General features: G+C 57.5%; 13 protein-coding genes. 11 read left to right on the forward strand and 2 right to left on the reverse strand.

Going from position 1 to position 15,759, the window contains the following annotated elements; translation table 11 throughout:
* Nucleotides 1-529: 529 nt before the first annotated feature.
* From Poly24_RS07645 to nqrF, 6 genes are all read left to right on the forward strand, one after another.
* Nucleotides 530-1,867, forward strand: a complete 1,338-nt coding sequence (locus Poly24_RS07645) for a Na(+)-translocating NADH-quinone reductase subunit A (protein WP_145092814.1) — start codon at nt 530-532, stop codon at nt 1,865-1,867.
* 143 nt (nt 1,868-2,010) lie between these two features.
* Nucleotides 2,011-3,369, forward strand: coding sequence for an NADH:ubiquinone reductase (Na(+)-transporting) subunit B (locus Poly24_RS07650; RefSeq protein WP_145092817.1), 1,359 nt, complete (start codon nt 2,011-2,013; stop codon nt 3,367-3,369).
* Nucleotides 3,370-3,373: 4 nt separating this feature from the next.
* The gene (locus tag Poly24_RS07655; protein ID WP_231753512.1) at nt 3,374-4,177 is read left to right on the forward strand and encodes a Na(+)-translocating NADH-quinone reductase subunit C; all 804 of its coding nucleotides are present in this window, start codon (nt 3,374-3,376) and stop codon (nt 4,175-4,177) included.
* Nucleotides 4,178-4,804, forward strand: coding sequence for an NADH:ubiquinone reductase (Na(+)-transporting) subunit D (locus Poly24_RS07660; RefSeq protein WP_145092823.1), 627 nt, complete (start codon nt 4,178-4,180; stop codon nt 4,802-4,804).
* Between the two features lie 16 nt (nt 4,805-4,820).
* Nucleotides 4,821-5,420 carry an NADH:ubiquinone reductase (Na(+)-transporting) subunit E gene (nqrE, locus tag Poly24_RS07665; RefSeq protein ID WP_391556912.1) on the forward strand — a complete coding sequence of 200 codons (600 nt, stop codon included), beginning with the start codon at nt 4,821-4,823 and terminating at the stop codon, nt 5,418-5,420.
* Between the two features lie 90 nt (nt 5,421-5,510).
* On the forward strand, nt 5,511-6,731 hold the full coding sequence (gene nqrF, locus Poly24_RS07670; protein WP_145092829.1) for an NADH:ubiquinone reductase (Na(+)-transporting) subunit F: 1,221 nt from the start codon (nt 5,511-5,513) through the stop codon (nt 6,729-6,731).
* 233 nt (nt 6,732-6,964) lie between these two features.
* Here nqrF and Poly24_RS07675 read toward each other — a convergent pair whose 3' ends face one another.
* On the reverse strand, nt 6,965-7,429 hold the full coding sequence (locus Poly24_RS07675) for a DUF2203 family protein (protein WP_145092834.1): 465 nt from the start codon (nt 7,427-7,429) through the stop codon (nt 6,965-6,967).
* Between the two features lie 292 nt (nt 7,430-7,721).
* Here Poly24_RS07675 and mqnB point away from each other — a divergent pair, with 292 nt between their 5' ends.
* From mqnB to Poly24_RS07690, 3 genes are all read left to right on the forward strand, one after another.
* On the forward strand, nt 7,722-8,423 hold the full coding sequence (mqnB, locus tag Poly24_RS07680) for a futalosine hydrolase (protein WP_197452399.1): 702 nt from the start codon (nt 7,722-7,724) through the stop codon (nt 8,421-8,423).
* Nucleotides 8,420-9,262 carry a menaquinone biosynthesis family protein gene (locus Poly24_RS07685; RefSeq protein WP_145092840.1) on the forward strand — a complete coding sequence of 281 codons (843 nt, stop codon included), beginning with the start codon at nt 8,420-8,422 and terminating at the stop codon, nt 9,260-9,262. Before mqnB ends, Poly24_RS07685 begins: the two co-directional genes overlap by 4 nt.
* 160 nt (nt 9,263-9,422) lie before the next feature.
* Nucleotides 9,423-11,084: a putative manganese-dependent inorganic diphosphatase gene (locus Poly24_RS07690; RefSeq protein WP_145092843.1), complete on the forward strand. Its 1,662-nt coding sequence runs from the start codon at nt 9,423-9,425 to the stop codon at nt 11,082-11,084.
* A 206-nt stretch (nt 11,085-11,290) separates the two neighbouring features.
* Here Poly24_RS07690 and rpiB read toward each other — a convergent pair whose 3' ends face one another.
* Nucleotides 11,291-11,764 (reverse strand): ribose 5-phosphate isomerase B, encoded by a 474-nt coding sequence (gene rpiB, locus Poly24_RS07695; protein WP_145092846.1) that lies wholly within the window; start codon nt 11,762-11,764, stop codon nt 11,291-11,293.
* A gap of 359 nt (nt 11,765-12,123) precedes the next feature.
* Here rpiB and Poly24_RS07700 point away from each other — a divergent pair, with 359 nt between their 5' ends.
* On the forward strand, nt 12,124-13,896 hold the full coding sequence (locus Poly24_RS07700; protein WP_145092849.1) for a 30S ribosomal protein S1: 1,773 nt from the start codon (nt 12,124-12,126) through the stop codon (nt 13,894-13,896).
* Nucleotides 13,897-14,546: 650 nt separating this feature from the next.
* Nucleotides 14,547-15,731: a Gfo/Idh/MocA family protein gene (locus Poly24_RS07705; protein ID WP_145092852.1), complete on the forward strand. Its 1,185-nt coding sequence runs from the start codon at nt 14,547-14,549 to the stop codon at nt 15,729-15,731.
* Nucleotides 15,732-15,759 lie beyond the last annotated feature (28 nt).

Below are 15,759 nucleotides of genomic sequence, written 5' to 3' on the forward strand. Positions count from 1 at the left end.
CGCAACCGCGACCAGCGAGCGATCGAGCATTCGCGGCCCATCGGTCGGTTCTCCAAAAGTGGCAAAAAATAATCGCCGCGTGGTCGTTGAGTGTCTGCAAACCCGGCGACTTCCTGCCCGTTAAAACTTCTTTGGGGGAGTTCTCTCCTCCGTTGCAACGCGTCCTGGACCCGCGTTCGAAAAAAGTCGAACCGCCTTCGCTGGGAAACTGACAATGTGGCGTTGTCAACCGCTAGCGACTGTGCAATAGTTTCCCTTGGAACGCATCATTGGCAACGCCCCGCGTGCTCTGGCTCGATCGTGAGTCAGGGAGAGCGACGAAAGCCTTTCCTTGCCGCAGTTGGCGTTACAGCCGCGATGATGTTCCGCTATGATACTCGCGTTGTTGCCTGGATATCGAAGCTCGAGGTGGACCCTTTCCGACTGCGAGTTTTCTTTAGCCCACGGCTTGTGAATTTTTTCACAATAGGTTCCCGTCAACATAAATATACATAGGCGGTTCGCTCTCTCGAGGAATCGGTGACCGAGAATGACCACAATCACCAAAGGCTTGAACGTTCCGATCTCCGGCGAGCCCCAGCAGCTTGTCGAGTCGTCCCATGCGGTAACTCGCGTTGCCCTGTTGGGAGACGACTACATCGGCATGAAGCCGACAATGCTCGTGAACGTCGGAGATCGCGTTAAGTTAGGCCAGCCCGTATTTACCGACAAAAAGACCGCTGGCGTCACCTACACCGCTCCCGCTGCGGGAACGGTTGTCGAGCTCAACCGTGGTGCAAAGCGTCGCTTTGAATCGCTGGTGATCGAGATCGAAGGGGACGACAGCGAAACCTTCGAAACGCCAAGCGATCTGAGCACCGCCACTGGCGAAGCGATCACGGAGGTCCTGACCGCTAGCGGTTTGTGGTCGGCGTTCCGCACTCGCCCCTTCGGCAAAGTGCCCCTCCCGGGCAGCCAGCCGCATTCGATCTTTGTTCAAGCGATCGACACGCATCCATTGGCTGCCGATCCTTCGGTTGTCATGCGTGGCAAGGCGGAGCAGTTTGCAATCGGGCTCAACGCGATCAAAAAGCTGACCTCTGGCAAAACATTTGTCTGCAAAAATCCCGACGCCGAGATCCCTGGTGCGAACGTCGATGGCGTCACGCTCAGCGATTTCAGCGGACCGCACCCCGCCGGTCTGCCTGGAACCCACATCCATTTCTTGGATCCCGTCGGTCCCACCAAGACCGTTTGGTACATCGGTTATCAGGACGTGATCGCCATCGGTCACTTGTTCGAAACCGGCAAGCTCGATCCGACGCGGATCATCTCGCTGGCCGGGCCTTGCGTTGCCAAGCCGCGTTTGCTCGAAACCCGATTGGGAGCCGATCTGACTCAACTGACGGCCGGCGAACTCGAAGGGGACAACCTGCGAATCGTCTCGGGATCGGTTTTGGGTGGTCGCACCGCAACCGAACCTTGCATGTTCTTGGGGCGTTACCACACCCAGGTCAGCGTGCTGCAAGAAGGAAACGAACGGGAGTTCTTGGGCTGGCAAAAGCCTGGCTTCGAAAAGTTCTCGATCACGCGAGTGTTCGCTTCGGCCCTGACCCCAGGCAAGCGATTTGCGATGAACACCGGCACCCACGGCAGCGAACGGGCAATGGTCCCGATCGGGTCGTACGAACGGGTGATGCCGTTGGACATCCTGCCGACTCAGTTGCTGCGATCGTTGATCGTTCGCGACACCGAAGAGGCGCAGCAATTGGGCGCTCTGGAGCTTGAAGAAGAAGATCTGGCACTTTGCACGTTTGTCTGCCCAGGCAAATACGAATTTGGTGAGATCTTGCGAGAGAATCTGACCACGATCGAAATCGAAGGCTGATACGGTCGGCCGCCGCCGAGTTCGGCTGGCGCAAGACAAAATGAAACGAAAGCCCAGCCCCAGGTGGTTGTCGCTTTCGAAATATTATTCGCGGCTAGCGTCACGTCGCTTCATCACTCACCACTAACGTAGCCCCTTATATCATGAAAGCGCTGCGAGATTTTCTCGACCAGAAGGTCGAGCCTTGGTTCAAAAAAGGCTCACCGCTGGCAATGCTCCATCCGATGTACGAAGCGCCCGATACGTTTCTGTACACTCCGGGACACGTTGCCAAAGGTTCCACCCACGTCCGCGACAACATCGACCTGAAACGGATGATGATCATGGTCGTGGTCGCTTTGATTCCCTGCACGCTGTTTGCGATGTGGAACACCGGCTACCAGGCCAATCTGGCGATGGCCAAGATGGAATCGGCGGGCTACGAAATCTTGACCCCCGCGGAATACGAACTGGTCCCCAAGACCGAGGTTCCGCTTCGCAAGCTGGCCAAGACCGACTGGCACTACACGATCCAAACCGCGATCGGACTGGGGCGCGACCCAGGCAGCTTTGTCGACAACTTTGTCTTCGGCGCGTTGCACTTCCTGCCCGTCTACATCGTCTGCATGTTTGTCGGTGGTCACATCGAAGCCCTGTTCTGCGTCGTTCGCGGCCATGAAATCAACGAGGGCTTCCTGGTCACCGGCCTGCTGTTTCCGTTGACCCTTCCGCCAACGATTCCGCTGTGGCAGGTTGCCATCGGGATCGCCTTTGGCGTGATCGTGGGCAAAGAGGTCTTCGGCGGCACCGGCCGCAACTTCCTCAACCCCGCGCTGACCGCCCGTGCGTTTCTGTACTTTGCCTACGCTGGTGAGATCAGCGGCGACAAGGTTTGGACCGCGGTCGACGGCTTCAGCGGTGCAACCAGCCTGGGTGCGATGGCGTCGGCGGTACCGGGAGCCGGAATGGCGCCCGTGACTGGCGAATTCGACGCAGCGGGCGAATTGGTTGCCGGAGGAATCGAAACCTCCTGGGGAACGCAAACGCTTTCCTGGTGGGACTGTTTCTTAGGAACAATCCAAGGTTCGATGGGCGAGACAAGCGCTTTGGCGTGTTTGATCGGTGCGGCGATCCTGATCGCCGCAGGCATCGGATCGTGGCGAATCATGGCCGGCACCGTGGTCGGTGCGGTTGCAACCGCAGCCTTGATGAACGCGGTCGGCAGCGACAAATACGCGATGTTCGAGATGCCACCGATGTGGCACTTGGTCGTCGGCGGGTTTGCCTTCGGTGCGGTCTTCATGGCGACCGATCCGGTCTCCGCAGCGATGACTAACGCCGGACGCTGGATATACGGCGTGCTGATCGGATTCATGACGATCCTGGTTCGCGTCGTGAACCCCGCTTATCCCGAAGGGATCATGCTGGCAATCCTGTTCGCCAACGTGTTCGCTCCACTGATCGATTATTACGTTGCCCAAGCCAACATCAAACGGAGGGTCGCTCGTTATGCCACCTCGTGATTCAATGACCAATACGGTTTTGGTCGCCCTGGTTCTATGTCTGGTTTGCTCCAGCTTGGTCAGCGTCGCCGCCGTCAAGCTCAAGCCGCTGCAAGAGATCAACAAAGCGCTCGACGTCCAGAAGAACATTCTCGACGCGACCGGGATGGCGATGGAGCAGTTGGGGATTCCGGCCAGCCAGCTGACCAAGACTCAAGTCGAAACGTTGTTCGAACAGATCGAGACCAAGTTGGTCGACATCGAAACGGGAGAATACGTCGAGTCGAACCCTGAGGAGATCAAATCATTTGATCCCCGCAAAGCGGCTCGCGACAAAGATGAAAGCACCGCGATCGGCGATACCGCTTACCCCATCGGACTCGGGCGCCGCGAAACCGTCACCAAGGTCTACCTGGTCAAATCGGCTGATGGCCAATTGGCACAAGTCGTGTTGCCGATCTACGGCAACGGACTTTGGTCGACGCTCTACGGCTTCCTCGCCTTGGACAAGGACCTGCAGACCGTCAAAGGCATCACGTTCTACGAGCATGGCGAAACGCCGGGCTTGGGGGGTGAAGTCGACAATCCCGCCTGGAAGGCGGAATGGGAAGGCTTGAAAGTCTACAACGAAGAGGGGCAACCCGAGTTGGGCGTCAGCAAGGGCCCCGCGCCGCTGAACGACAACTACCTGGTCGACGGCCTCAGTGGTGCGACGATCACCAGTCGTGGCGTCACGAATCTGGTTCGCTACTGGGTTAGTGAAGATGGGTTCAAACCGTATCTCGAGAAACTCAAAGCGGAACTTCCGCAAACGGGAGGGAAGTCATAGATGGCTGCTCTAAAATCAAAAGACGTTTTGCTGGGACCGGTTTTCCATAACAACCCGATCGCCTTGCAAATCCTGGGAATCTGTTCCGCTCTGGCGGTCACCAACAAGATGAGCACCGCATTTGTGATGTGCTTGGCGGTGACCTGCGTGACGGCGATGAGCAACGCCGCGGTCAGTTCGATCCGAACTTATATCCCCAGCAACATTCGGATCATCGTGCAGATGACCGTGATCGCATCGCTGGTGATTCTGGTCGACCAAATGCTGAAGGCTTACCTGTTCGATATCAGTAAACAATTGTCAGTCTTCGTTGGTCTGATCATCACGAACTGTATCGTGATGGGACGCGCCGAAGGCTTTGCGATGAAAAATAGCGTCGGGATGAGCTTCCTGGACGGCATCGGCAACGGTCTCGGTTACAGCATGGTGCTGATGGTCGTTGCGTTTTTCCGAGAACTACTGGGCAACGGATCGCTGTTCGGATACCAGGTCATGGAATTGACTCGCAACGGTGGTTGGTACAACCCCAACAACTTGATGTTGTTGCCGCCGAGTGCGTTTTTCCTGATCGGGTTCCTGATCTGGGCGATTCGCGTCGCACGGCCCGAACAAGTCGAGGAGGCTTAACGTGAACGAATCATTGATGACTATCTTTATGAAGGCTGTCTTCATCGAGAACTTGGCGCTAGCCTTCTTCTTGGGAATGTGCACCTTCTTGGCGATCTCCAAAAATGTGAAGACCGCCGTGGGCCTGGGCCTGGCTGTGATCGTGATCCAATCGATCACCGTTCCCGCCAACAACTTGATCTACACCTACCTGTTGAAAGAGGGGGCGTTGGCACGCTTTCTTGGTAGCGAATATTCGACGCTGAACTTGGAATTCTTGGGCTTCATCAGCTACATCGGCGTGATCGCCGCGATGGTCCAGATCCTCGAGATGGTGTTGGATCGCTTCTTTCCACCGCTGTACAACGCGTTGGGAATCTTCCTGCCGTTGATCACCGTGAACTGTGCAATCCTTGGCGGTAGCTTGTTCATGGTCCAACGCGAATACGATTTCGCGCAGAGCGTTACCTATGGTTTCGGCTCGGGCGTTGGATGGGCGTTGGCGATCGCCGCGCTTGCAGGAATTCGCGAGAAGATGAAGTATTCAGATGTCCCCCCGGGGCTTCGTGGCTTGGGAATCACTTTTATCACCGTCGGTTTGATGGCGATGGCTTTCATGGCCTTCGGCGGCATCTAAACATCTACTGCGACGCATCAAGCGTCGCGGTAGCGTTTAACTTTTTCAAATTTATGCATTCTGGAAACACTGGTAACGAGTAATTTCCCTATGACCATTTTCTTCGGCGTATTGATGTTCACCGGGGTCATCTTCCTGCTGGTTGGCGTGATTCTGGGTGCAAAAAAGATCTTGGTCCCCTCGGGCGACGTCAAGATCAACATCAACGATCAAAAAGACATCAGCGTCCCCGCTGGCGGTAAATTGCTGGGCGCGTTGGCTGACGCGGGAATCTTCGTTTCCAGCGCCTGCGGTGGCGGTGGTACCTGTGCCCAGTGCAAGGTGAAGATCCTTGAAGGTGGCGGCGAGATCCTCGACACCGAACGCAACCATATCTCGAAAAAAGAAGCTGCCTGTGGCGAACGTCTGTCGTGTCAAGTTGCGGTTAAGCAAGACATGAAGGTCGAGGTGCCACACGAAGCCTTCGAGACCAAGAAATGGGAGTGCACGGTCCGCAGCAACAACAACGTCGCGACCTTCATCAAAGAATTGGTGTTGGAATTGCCCGAAGGGGAAGACGTTGCGTTTAAGGCGGGCGGTTACATCCAGATCGAGTGCCCACCTCACACGGTTCACTACAAAGACTATGAAATTGAACCCAAGTTCCACGAGGACTGGGACAAGTTCAACATCTGGCGTTACACGTCGGTCGTCGAAGAGCCAGTGGTTCGCGCCTACTCGATGGCTAACTATCCCGGCGAAAAAGGGATCATCATGCTGAACGTGCGCGTCGCATCGCCGCCGCCACGCGCTCCAGAAGACACCCCGCCCGGTAAGATGTCTAGCTATATCTTCGGGCTCAAGCCTGGCGATAAGGTGACGATCAGCGGTCCTTATGGTGAGTTCTTCATCAAGGACACCGAATCGGAAATGGTCTACATCGGTGGTGGTGCCGGTATGGCTCCGTTGCGTAGTCACTTGTTCGAATTGTTCCGCAACCTGAAGACCGGCCGCAAAGTTAGCTACTGGTACGGTGGTCGTAGCCATCGCGAATTGTTCTATGTCGATCACTTCCGCAAGATCGAAGAAGAGTTCCCGAACTTCAAGTTCAACATCGCCCTTAGCGAACCGTTGCCCGAAGACAATTGGACCGGATACCGCGGCTTCATCCACCAGGTGCTCTACAACGAATATCTAAAGGACCACCCGGCTCCTGAAGACATTGAGTACTACATCTGCGGTCCGCCCATGATGAACGCTGCGGTCTTCAAGTTGTTGGACGACCTGGGCGTCGAAAAAGAAAACGTCGCTTACGACGATTTCGGCGGCTAAAGTCCGAACTTGCCAAACCATGGATCCAATGCAACAGAACCTCGAAGACATTCGAGGTTCTGTTTTTTTACCCTTGGCCGCTGGCGTAAACCGTCGGCACGAAGTGGGGTTTTCGTTTCGCGGCGGCATCACCGTGGCGCTACCGCAGAGGGGGCTTCACGGCCAACCGGCACGCCCTGCGCGCAAGAGCGCTGTCAACTTGCGGACCGATTCGCGGAGGGGACTGCAAAAAGCTAGCGGGCGGTATAGTCGGCCGCTTCGGGGCCGTCGGTGAAATGCAAGCTGTCGACTTCGCGACACGTCGTGACGGGGTCGGCCAGTTCGCGCCAACTGGCGACCTTCGGTTGATTCAGCGACCAACGCAGCCGAACGGCATGTCCTTCGACCCAGGCGGGGAATTCGACAGCGGCGTCGTCCCCCTCGACGATTTCCGCACCAATCGCAGTCAGCTCGCTGATGAAAGCGCGGATTTGGCGGCGGTCTTCATTCAGAGAGCGCCGCATCGCTTCGAGTTCTTCATGATAGGGCCCCGAACCGGAGTCGGGACGCGATGTCAACACTTCGTCGACGCGCGACTGCCGCGACCGTACCGCCTCACGCAGTTCCTTGATATCCGACACGATCGCACGGACCAGGGGCAGGGTCTTATCGGCCTTTTCTGGGGTAAACCAGCGAGTTGCAGCAGCGGTGGTGGTCATGGCGGTTACGATTTCTTGGGGGGAGCCGGAAGTGAAAATCGTGGAGAGCCCTGTGGTTTCCCAACGGCTCCATTACCTATTATGTAAGACTAATCCGCAAGCCCCATTGGTTCCCTAGGAAACCGTGAGATTTTCGACTCAGCCAGCCCGAAACCTGATGGAACGTTACGGATGTTCGTTTGGTTCGGCAAATGCTGCCAGCCGAGTCGATTCGCGAATCACGAGACGAGTCTTGGCATTGTTTGCCTCGGCAACGCTGCGGTCAACCCAATCGCCTCTACCTTCCATTGTAATGCTCGATCCAGTCCCTGACACTTCAGTCGCTCCTCGATCGGCCGACTTTGCCACAACATCCCACGGCTTGGTACTGGTTCCAACGTTGGCGGAGCTAAATGGGATTCGGCAATCCTTGGGAAATCCTAGCGGCATCGTCTTTGAATTGTGCGGTTTTGGACCGATCGCGGCGGCGGCCCGAACCGCCAGCTTGCTTGCACAGCACCGTCCCAGCCGTGTTTATCTCGTTGGAATTGCCGGAGCAGTAGGAACGCAGTTGTCCGTTGGCCAAGCGAGTGCCTTTGATCGCGTCAGTTGCTACGGGGTGGGGGCGGGCAGCGGAATTCGACATCAAAGTGCCGCCGAATTGGGTTGGAACCAATGGTCCCCCGAAGCGGGCGATTCGATCGTGATCGGTCCCCCGTCGCAACCATCCCGGCATCTGGTGAGCGTCTGTTCGGCATCGGCCGACGCGGCCGACGTGCAGGCTTACCGCGGGCGTTTCCCCGACGCGCTGGCGGAAGACATGGAAGGCTTCGGTGTAGCGATGGCCTGCCATTTAAATCGTGTGGGGCTCTCGATCATCCGGGGTATTTCCAATGTGGCCGGGGATCGCGATAAATCGCGCTGGCGGATCGCAGCGGCGCTGAACGCTGCCGGTGAATTGTTGCGGCAAGTTATCGATCTCGACCGCTCAAACCAAGGAACGCATTGCGGATGAAAATTCGACTGGGAATATCAACCTGCCCCAACGACACTTTCACGTTTCACGCTTTGATGGCGCGTCGGGTCGACTGGCGGGGCCTCGATTTTGAAATCGAACTGCTCGACATCCAACAGCTCAACGATCGCTTGTTCGCAGGCGACTTTGATGTCGCCAAAACCAGCTTCCACGCCGCGCTGCTGCTGGCCGGACAGACGGTGGTGCTGCCCAGCGGTTCCGCACTCGGGTTTGGCGTCGGCCCGTTGCTGCTTTCGGACCGCCAAGGGCACCGCCCCGGCTCGACCGCCGAAACGACGCTTTGTCCCGGACAGCACACCACCGCAACGTTATTGTTTCAGTTGTTTTACCCCCAAACGACGCAGATCGAGCAGGTCGTCTTTTCGCAGATCATGCCGATGCTACGCACCGGCCAAGCCGACTTTGGCGTCTGCATCCACGAGGGACGCTTCACTTGGCAAGACGAGGGACTTGGCCTGGTGGAGGATCTCGGCACGCGATGGGAATCGGAAACGGGATGCCCCTTGCCGTTGGGCGGCTTGGTCGCGCGGCGCAACTTGTCCGACGACACGCTCGCTCGCGTTCAGGGCGTGATCCACGATTCGCTCCGCTACGCGATGGCCGATCGCGGCGCGGCGATTCCCACGATGCGACGATATGCCCAGGAGTTCAACGACGACGTGTTGATGCAGCATGTCGACTTGTACGTCAACGACTGGACGGTCGACTTGGGCCCCGTTGGCGGCAACGCGCTCCGCCAGCTTTCGCAGCGCGCGGCGGAAAGCGGAATCTTGCCTTGCGGCCTGCCGCCATTGCAGGTATGGGATGGTTCGTGGTGATGGGGGGGCGATCGAGCCCCATGCGCGATCGAATCGACCGCGATTGCCACCGTAAAACTTCGTCCAACACCTTGCTTCGTTGCGGTGAATCGAGGACGATCAGAAATCGTTGCACATCGTCTCACGATCTCCCTCCCATGCGACCCCTCAGCGGCTTTCAATGAGTCTATTTGTCTTTGGACACAAAAACCCCGACACCGATGCGATTTGTTCGGCGCTGGCTTATGCGAACCTGTTGAGGAAGACATCGCGGCCCGATGCAATTGCCTGCTGCTGTGGTCCGCCCAATAAACGGACCGAATTCGTGTTGCGACGGGCGGGGCTTGATACCCCGCGGATCGTGATGGATGTCCGCCCCGAAGTCGAAGATGTCTGCCGCACCGATGTCGTCACCGCGTGCGATACCGAAGTTTTTTCGGAGGTCTACGAACGGCTGAAACAGCATTCGCTGCGGGCGATTCCGGTCCTCTCGGGCAGCGGCGAACTGGTGGGGATCTTGAACTTGTTGGACCTCTTAGAATTGGTCTTTCAAGGCGACGACGACCCGGCCCAGTCGCGGATGGTCAATTCCAGTCTCAGCAAGATCTGCGAATGCCTGAAGGGACACTTTCAACATGTCAGCAACGCCGACATGCGGGAGGATTTTATTGTCAGCGTGGGCGCGATGAGCGCCCACGGCTTCATCGAACACATCAAAGACTTTCCTTCCGAGAAACTGCTGGTCGTCAGCGGCGATCGGCCGACGATTCAATTGCCGGCACTGGAACGGGGTGTCCGTTGTCTGGTCGTCACCGGCGGCTACACGCTTTCGCCGGGACTGCTGGAACTGGCGAAGGCCAAAGATGTTTCGGTGCTCGTCAGTCCATTTGATACCGGCACCACCACGGTCCGGATCAAAAGTGCGCGCGGGATCGCTTCGGCGATCACCGATCGCTTCATCAGCCTGTCGAACAAAGACACGATCGCCCATGCGCGGGCGAGCGTCGAACGGTCGCGACAGTCGATCTTCCCGGTCGTCGACGATTCGCAGCAACTGCGCGGTGTGCTATCGAAATCGGATTTGATCGATCCGCCGAAGCCACAACTGGTGCTTGTCGATCACAACGAGATGGCGCAAGCGGTCGATGGCGCTGCCGACGCCGACATTGTCGAAGTCCTCGATCACCATCGCTTGGGCGGCAGTCTGCGGTCCAGCCAGCCAATCCGTTTTATCAATGAACCGGTTGGATCGACCTGCACCTTGGTGGCGATGCGGTATCGCGCCGCGGGGATCGAACCGAGCCCCGCTTATGCCCTATGCATGGCCTCGGGGATCATCTCCGACACGATCAAACTGCGGTCGCCGACGACCACCGACATCGACCGCGAGATTTACGATTGGCTGGCCAGTTTATGCACCTGCGACCTCGACGACTTTGCGCGCGATTTCTTCGAGATCGGATCGGCGCTACAGACCTGCACCCCCGAACAAGTTGTTGCCGAGGACTGCAAAGAATTCAGCGAAGCGGGACACCGGTTCTCGATTTCCCAAATCGAAGAACTCGGCTTTGGCCTGTTTTGGGACCGCCAGAAAGAGATCCGCAAAGCGCTCGAAGAACTCGCCACCCAGAAAGGGCTCGACTTTGCCGCCCTGCTGGTAACCGACATCAGTTCTTCGGGTAGCCTGTTGTTGATGTCCAGTGAACCGGCGTGTTGGGAAGAGATCAATTACCCGCGCGTCGGCCGCAATCTTTACAAGCTGGAAAATGTTGTCAGTCGCAAGAAACAATTACTGCCATTGATCTGCAGCCTGCTCGACGCCCACCCCGAACCGATCGAATAGCCAGCCACACGTTGTGCGGAGGCCTAACGGTCGCCGCATGCCACAGCGATACGATCCGCAGGGACAGAAAGCACGAACGCATCCGCACCTGCAGCATCGGGAAACGGCGATCCGTTTCCAGGAATGGTTCTGCAAACGGATCGACAAGGTCCCTGCGCATGCCACCTACGGCGGCTTGATTCGCGACGGTCAACGCCCAGCAGCGCTTATGACTTCATGAACCGTTGCTCGATTTCCAACAACTTGGCCAATCGGCGGGCGTGACGTTCCGAGGGGGTGTAACGGGCTCCCAGGAACGCGCGGATGCACTCCATTGCTAGCTCGGGGCCGATGATCCGAGCTCCGATGCACAACACGTTCATGTCGTCGTGCTCAACTCCCTGACGAGCCGAGTAGCAATCGTGGCACAACGCCGCTCGAATGCCTGGGATTTTGTTCGCCGCCACGCTGACTCCCACTCCGCTGCCGCAGACCAAGATCCCACGATCGGCTTTGCCCGAGCGAATCGCTTCCCCCACGGCGAGGGCGAAGTCGGGAAAGTCGCTGCTGGTTTCATCGTGAGCGCCACAATCGACGATCTGCAAATGCTGGTCGGTCAACGTTTGCGTGACGACCGACTTCAGCGGAAAGCCAGCGTGATCGCCACCGATGGCGTAAATCAGAGAAGATGCGTTACTCATGAGCGTTCGAAGCGATCCTGGTTCCGGTTTTGTGCGAAATAGATTGGAATAATGCCACTTCCTGGCTTGACGTCCGTTGTGGCATTTCGGTGATTCTGTTAGCCTTTCGGGTTGCTATCGCTGCTTTTTTCGCCAATCGCATGGGTCGATGGGCGGCAGCCTGCAGACACTCTAACCCCGCTGGGAATCGCGTTTTTACTTCACGCGGCCCGAAATGGCCAGTCGCGCTTCGATGAGGTGCGAAGATGCCATTTTTAACCACGCACGGTATAGCTTCTCCTGGAAGCTTCGTAAACCTGGCGCTCGATCAAAAGCCAGCCCCGCGATCGCGAATCCGACCCCCGGCAACTGAGTCTTTCATGGTTAATCGAAATCTGATCCGTTCCCTCGAAGATGACACTCTGGCCAATGAACTGTTGGGACTGGCCCCCGACGAAGAACTAGAAGAAATGCTGTTGGAGGCCTTTGAGGTCGAACAGCAAGACTTCGATGTCAACAAAATTGTAATCGGCCGGATCGTCGAACTGAACGACGAATGGGCCCTGGTCGATGTCGGCTTCAAGAGCGAAGGAACGGTCCCGTTAAACGAATGGGGCCCCGACGAAGATCCACCCGTGGTGGGGGGCAGCGTCCAAGTCCTGATCGAAGAGATGGAGGACGAACTGGGTGGCGCGGACGACCCTTACGGCATGATCTCGCTGAGCAAGCGAAAGGCCGAGAAGATCGTCCAGTGGGAAAAGATGATGGAATCGGTTGCCGAGGACCAAGTGGTCACCGGTACCGTGATTCGCAAGATCAAGGGCGGCCTGTTGGTCGATATCGGCGTCAACGTCTTCCTGCCAGGAAGCCAAGTCGATATCCGTCGCCCTGGCGATATCGGAGATTTCATCGGTCGCGTGATCCAAGCCGAAGTCTTGAAGATCGACGACACCCGCCGCAACATCGTGATCAGCCGCCGTTCGTTGATCGAGAAGCAGCGTGAAGAAGATCGCGCTTACTTGATGCAAGAACTGGAAGTGGGCCAGATCCGCAAGGGTATCGTCAAGAACATCGCCGACTTCGGTGCGTTCGTCGACCTGGGCGGAATCGATGGTCTGTTGCACATCACCGACATGAGCTGGGAACGTATCCAACACCCAAGCGAAATGGTCGCCATCGATCAAGAGATCGACGTCAAGGTGTTGCACATCGACCGCGAAAAGCAAAAGATCGCTTTGGGTCTGAAGCAAAAAGAACGCAACCCATGGGAAAGCATCGGCGAGCGTTACGAAGTCGGTTCGACCCACAAGGGCGAAGTCGTCAACGTGATGAGCTACGGTGCGTTCGTCAAATTGGAAGCCGGTATCGAAGGCCTGGTTCACATCAGCGAAATGAGCTGGACCAAGCGGGTCAACCATCCATCGGAATTGGTTTCGATCGGCGACCAGGTGGAAGTCAAGATCTTGGGTGTCGATGTCGAAGGCCAACAATTGAGCCTTGGCATGAAGCAGACTCAAGACAATCCTTGGGACATTGTCATGGACAAGTACCCCGAGGGTGCCGACGTCACCGGCAAGATCCGCAACCTCACCAACTACGGTGCGTTTGTCGAACTCGAAGAAGGCATCGACGGCTTGTTGCACGTTTCGGACATGTCCTGGACTCGCAAGATCAGCCACCCGAGCGAAGTCTTGGAGAAGGGACAAGAGATCAACTGCAAGGTCTTGAGCGTCGATCAAAGTCGTCGCCGGATCGCGTTGGGTCTGAAGCAGATGGAAGGCGATCCTTGGGACAACGACATTCCAGATCGTTACCAACCCGGCCAAGTCATCAACGGCAAGGTCACCAAGATCACCAACTTTGGTGTCTTTGTGGGACTTGAAGATGGCCTGGAAGGTTTGCTGCACATCTCCGAATTGGCTGACCACAAGGTCGAAGATCCCGAAGAAGTCGTCAAGGTTGGCGATGAGATCGAGGTCAAGATCCTGCGTGTCGACACCGAGGAACGCAAGATCGGCTTGAGCCGCAAACGCGTTGAATGGGCCGAGGACCAAGAGGAAGCAGCCGCGGAAGAAGAACGTCAAAAGGTCTCCGAGCACCAAGAGCTGAAGGGCGGCTTGGGCGACGGTGGTCCGCTGATCCCAACCGAATAGTTTTTCATCTTTCAACTTTCGGTTTTCGGATTCGGCTCTGCCCTTGGGCTCGAGCATCGCTTGATTCCAAACGCATGACACAGAAACACCCAGTCGAATCGGCTGGGTGTTTTTTGATGCGCCTCGTGAAGCATCAACACTAAAATTCAGGGTAGTGGACGAGGGCACGACTCCTTCTCTCGCCAAAGATGATGGGGACTCGTGACCTTCTGTGGATTACCCACAAATATCCCGGCAGGGATTCAAGCTATTAGCCGTAGGTAAGCGCAAGCGCCACCTACGGTTCCTAAATCCATCGCCTCGCTGACCGCGAAGGCGGTCACAGAATCCTATGCAGGTCGGGCTGCGACCACCTGCGGGGTCGGATATCGCGTCGCTTTTCGTCATCCGGTGGTGTTCGCTGCGCTCGACCACCGGCTAATGACTTTAACGCTTTCGGCGTAGAGTGACTTGTGTATAACTGTCAGACGCATTCGCGTCCGGTTGCCCAAGGGAACCGGACGCGAATGCGTACCGGCTGATACCTGATATTGAAACACAGATTAGCCCCCTCGCGCCCCCCACGCGATTTGAATCCCCCGTGCAGGATGGTATCTTGGTGCCTACTCGGCGGAGGACCACCCGCCGGTTTCCTCTTTTGAAAGCGCCCCATGAGTATCTCACGCCGCACCTTTTTCGTCTCTGCCGCAACCGCAGTTGCCGCGTCATCGATTGCCTCCGCCGCCCCCGCCCGACGGCGTGTCGCAGTGATTGGACACACGGGAAGAGGCGACTTTGGACATGGGCTCGATACGGTTTGGCACCAGATTCCCGAAGCGGAGATCGTTGCGGTGGCTGACGCCAATCAAGCGGGGCTGGCGCGTGAGTTGACCAAACTGCAGGTCGAACAAGGGTTTGGGGACTACGAAAAGATGCTGCAACAGGTGCAGCCCGAATTCGTTGCGATCTGCTCTCGCCATGCCGACCAACACCATGCGATGGCGCTGGCAGCGATCGAAGCGGGCGCACGCGGACTGTACATCGAAAAACCGATCTGCCGGACGCCGGCGGAAGCCGATACGCTGCTGGCCGCTTGCGCGAAACATTCCGCCAAGATCGCCGTCGCACACCGCAATCGCTACCACCCCGCCTTGCCGCAGATCCAACAGTTGATCGCCGAGGGCCGGATCGGCAACCTGTTGGAATTACGCGGTCGCGGCAAGGGGGACCACCGCGGTGGTGCAGAGGATTTGTGGGTGCTGGGCAGCCACATACTGAACCTTGTCGACTACTTCACGGGCCCTCCGAAAAGCTGCTCAGCGGTGATGCTGCAAGAGGGGAGGCCGGTGACGGCGGCCGACGTACGTCCGGGAGCGGAAGGGTTGGGGCCGCTGGCCGGCAACGCCCTACACGCCCGCTACGAAACGGCCGCCGGCCCGATCGCCTACTACGATTCGGTTGCCAAAGACGGCACCGCAGGGACCGCGTTTTGCCTCCAGTTATTGGGCAGCGAGGGGACGATCACGATCCACATGGACGGTCGGCCGTTGGCTTATTTGTGCGAAGGGAGTCCGTTTCGGCCGCCGAAGACGCCGCGGCAATGGCTGCCGATCAGCAGCGGCGGGGCGGGAGTGGCGGAGCCGAACCCCGAGGCGGTCGCCGATTCATCGCATCACATCACGGCAGTTCGCGATCTGATCGAAGCGGTCGACGAGAACCGTCGTCCATTGTGCGACATGCAAAACGCCGCGACGACGGTGGAGATGATCTGTGGCGTTTTTGAATCGCACCGCCAGGGAGGCGCCGCCGTCGAACTGCCGCTAAAAAACCGCGACAACGCACTGACAAAGCTGTGAAGCCGTTCCGCCCTAAGACTGGGAAGCG

It is taken from the genome of Rosistilla carotiformis, assembly GCF_007753095.1.
Lineage (GTDB): Bacteria > Planctomycetota > Planctomycetia > Pirellulales > Pirellulaceae > Rosistilla > Rosistilla carotiformis.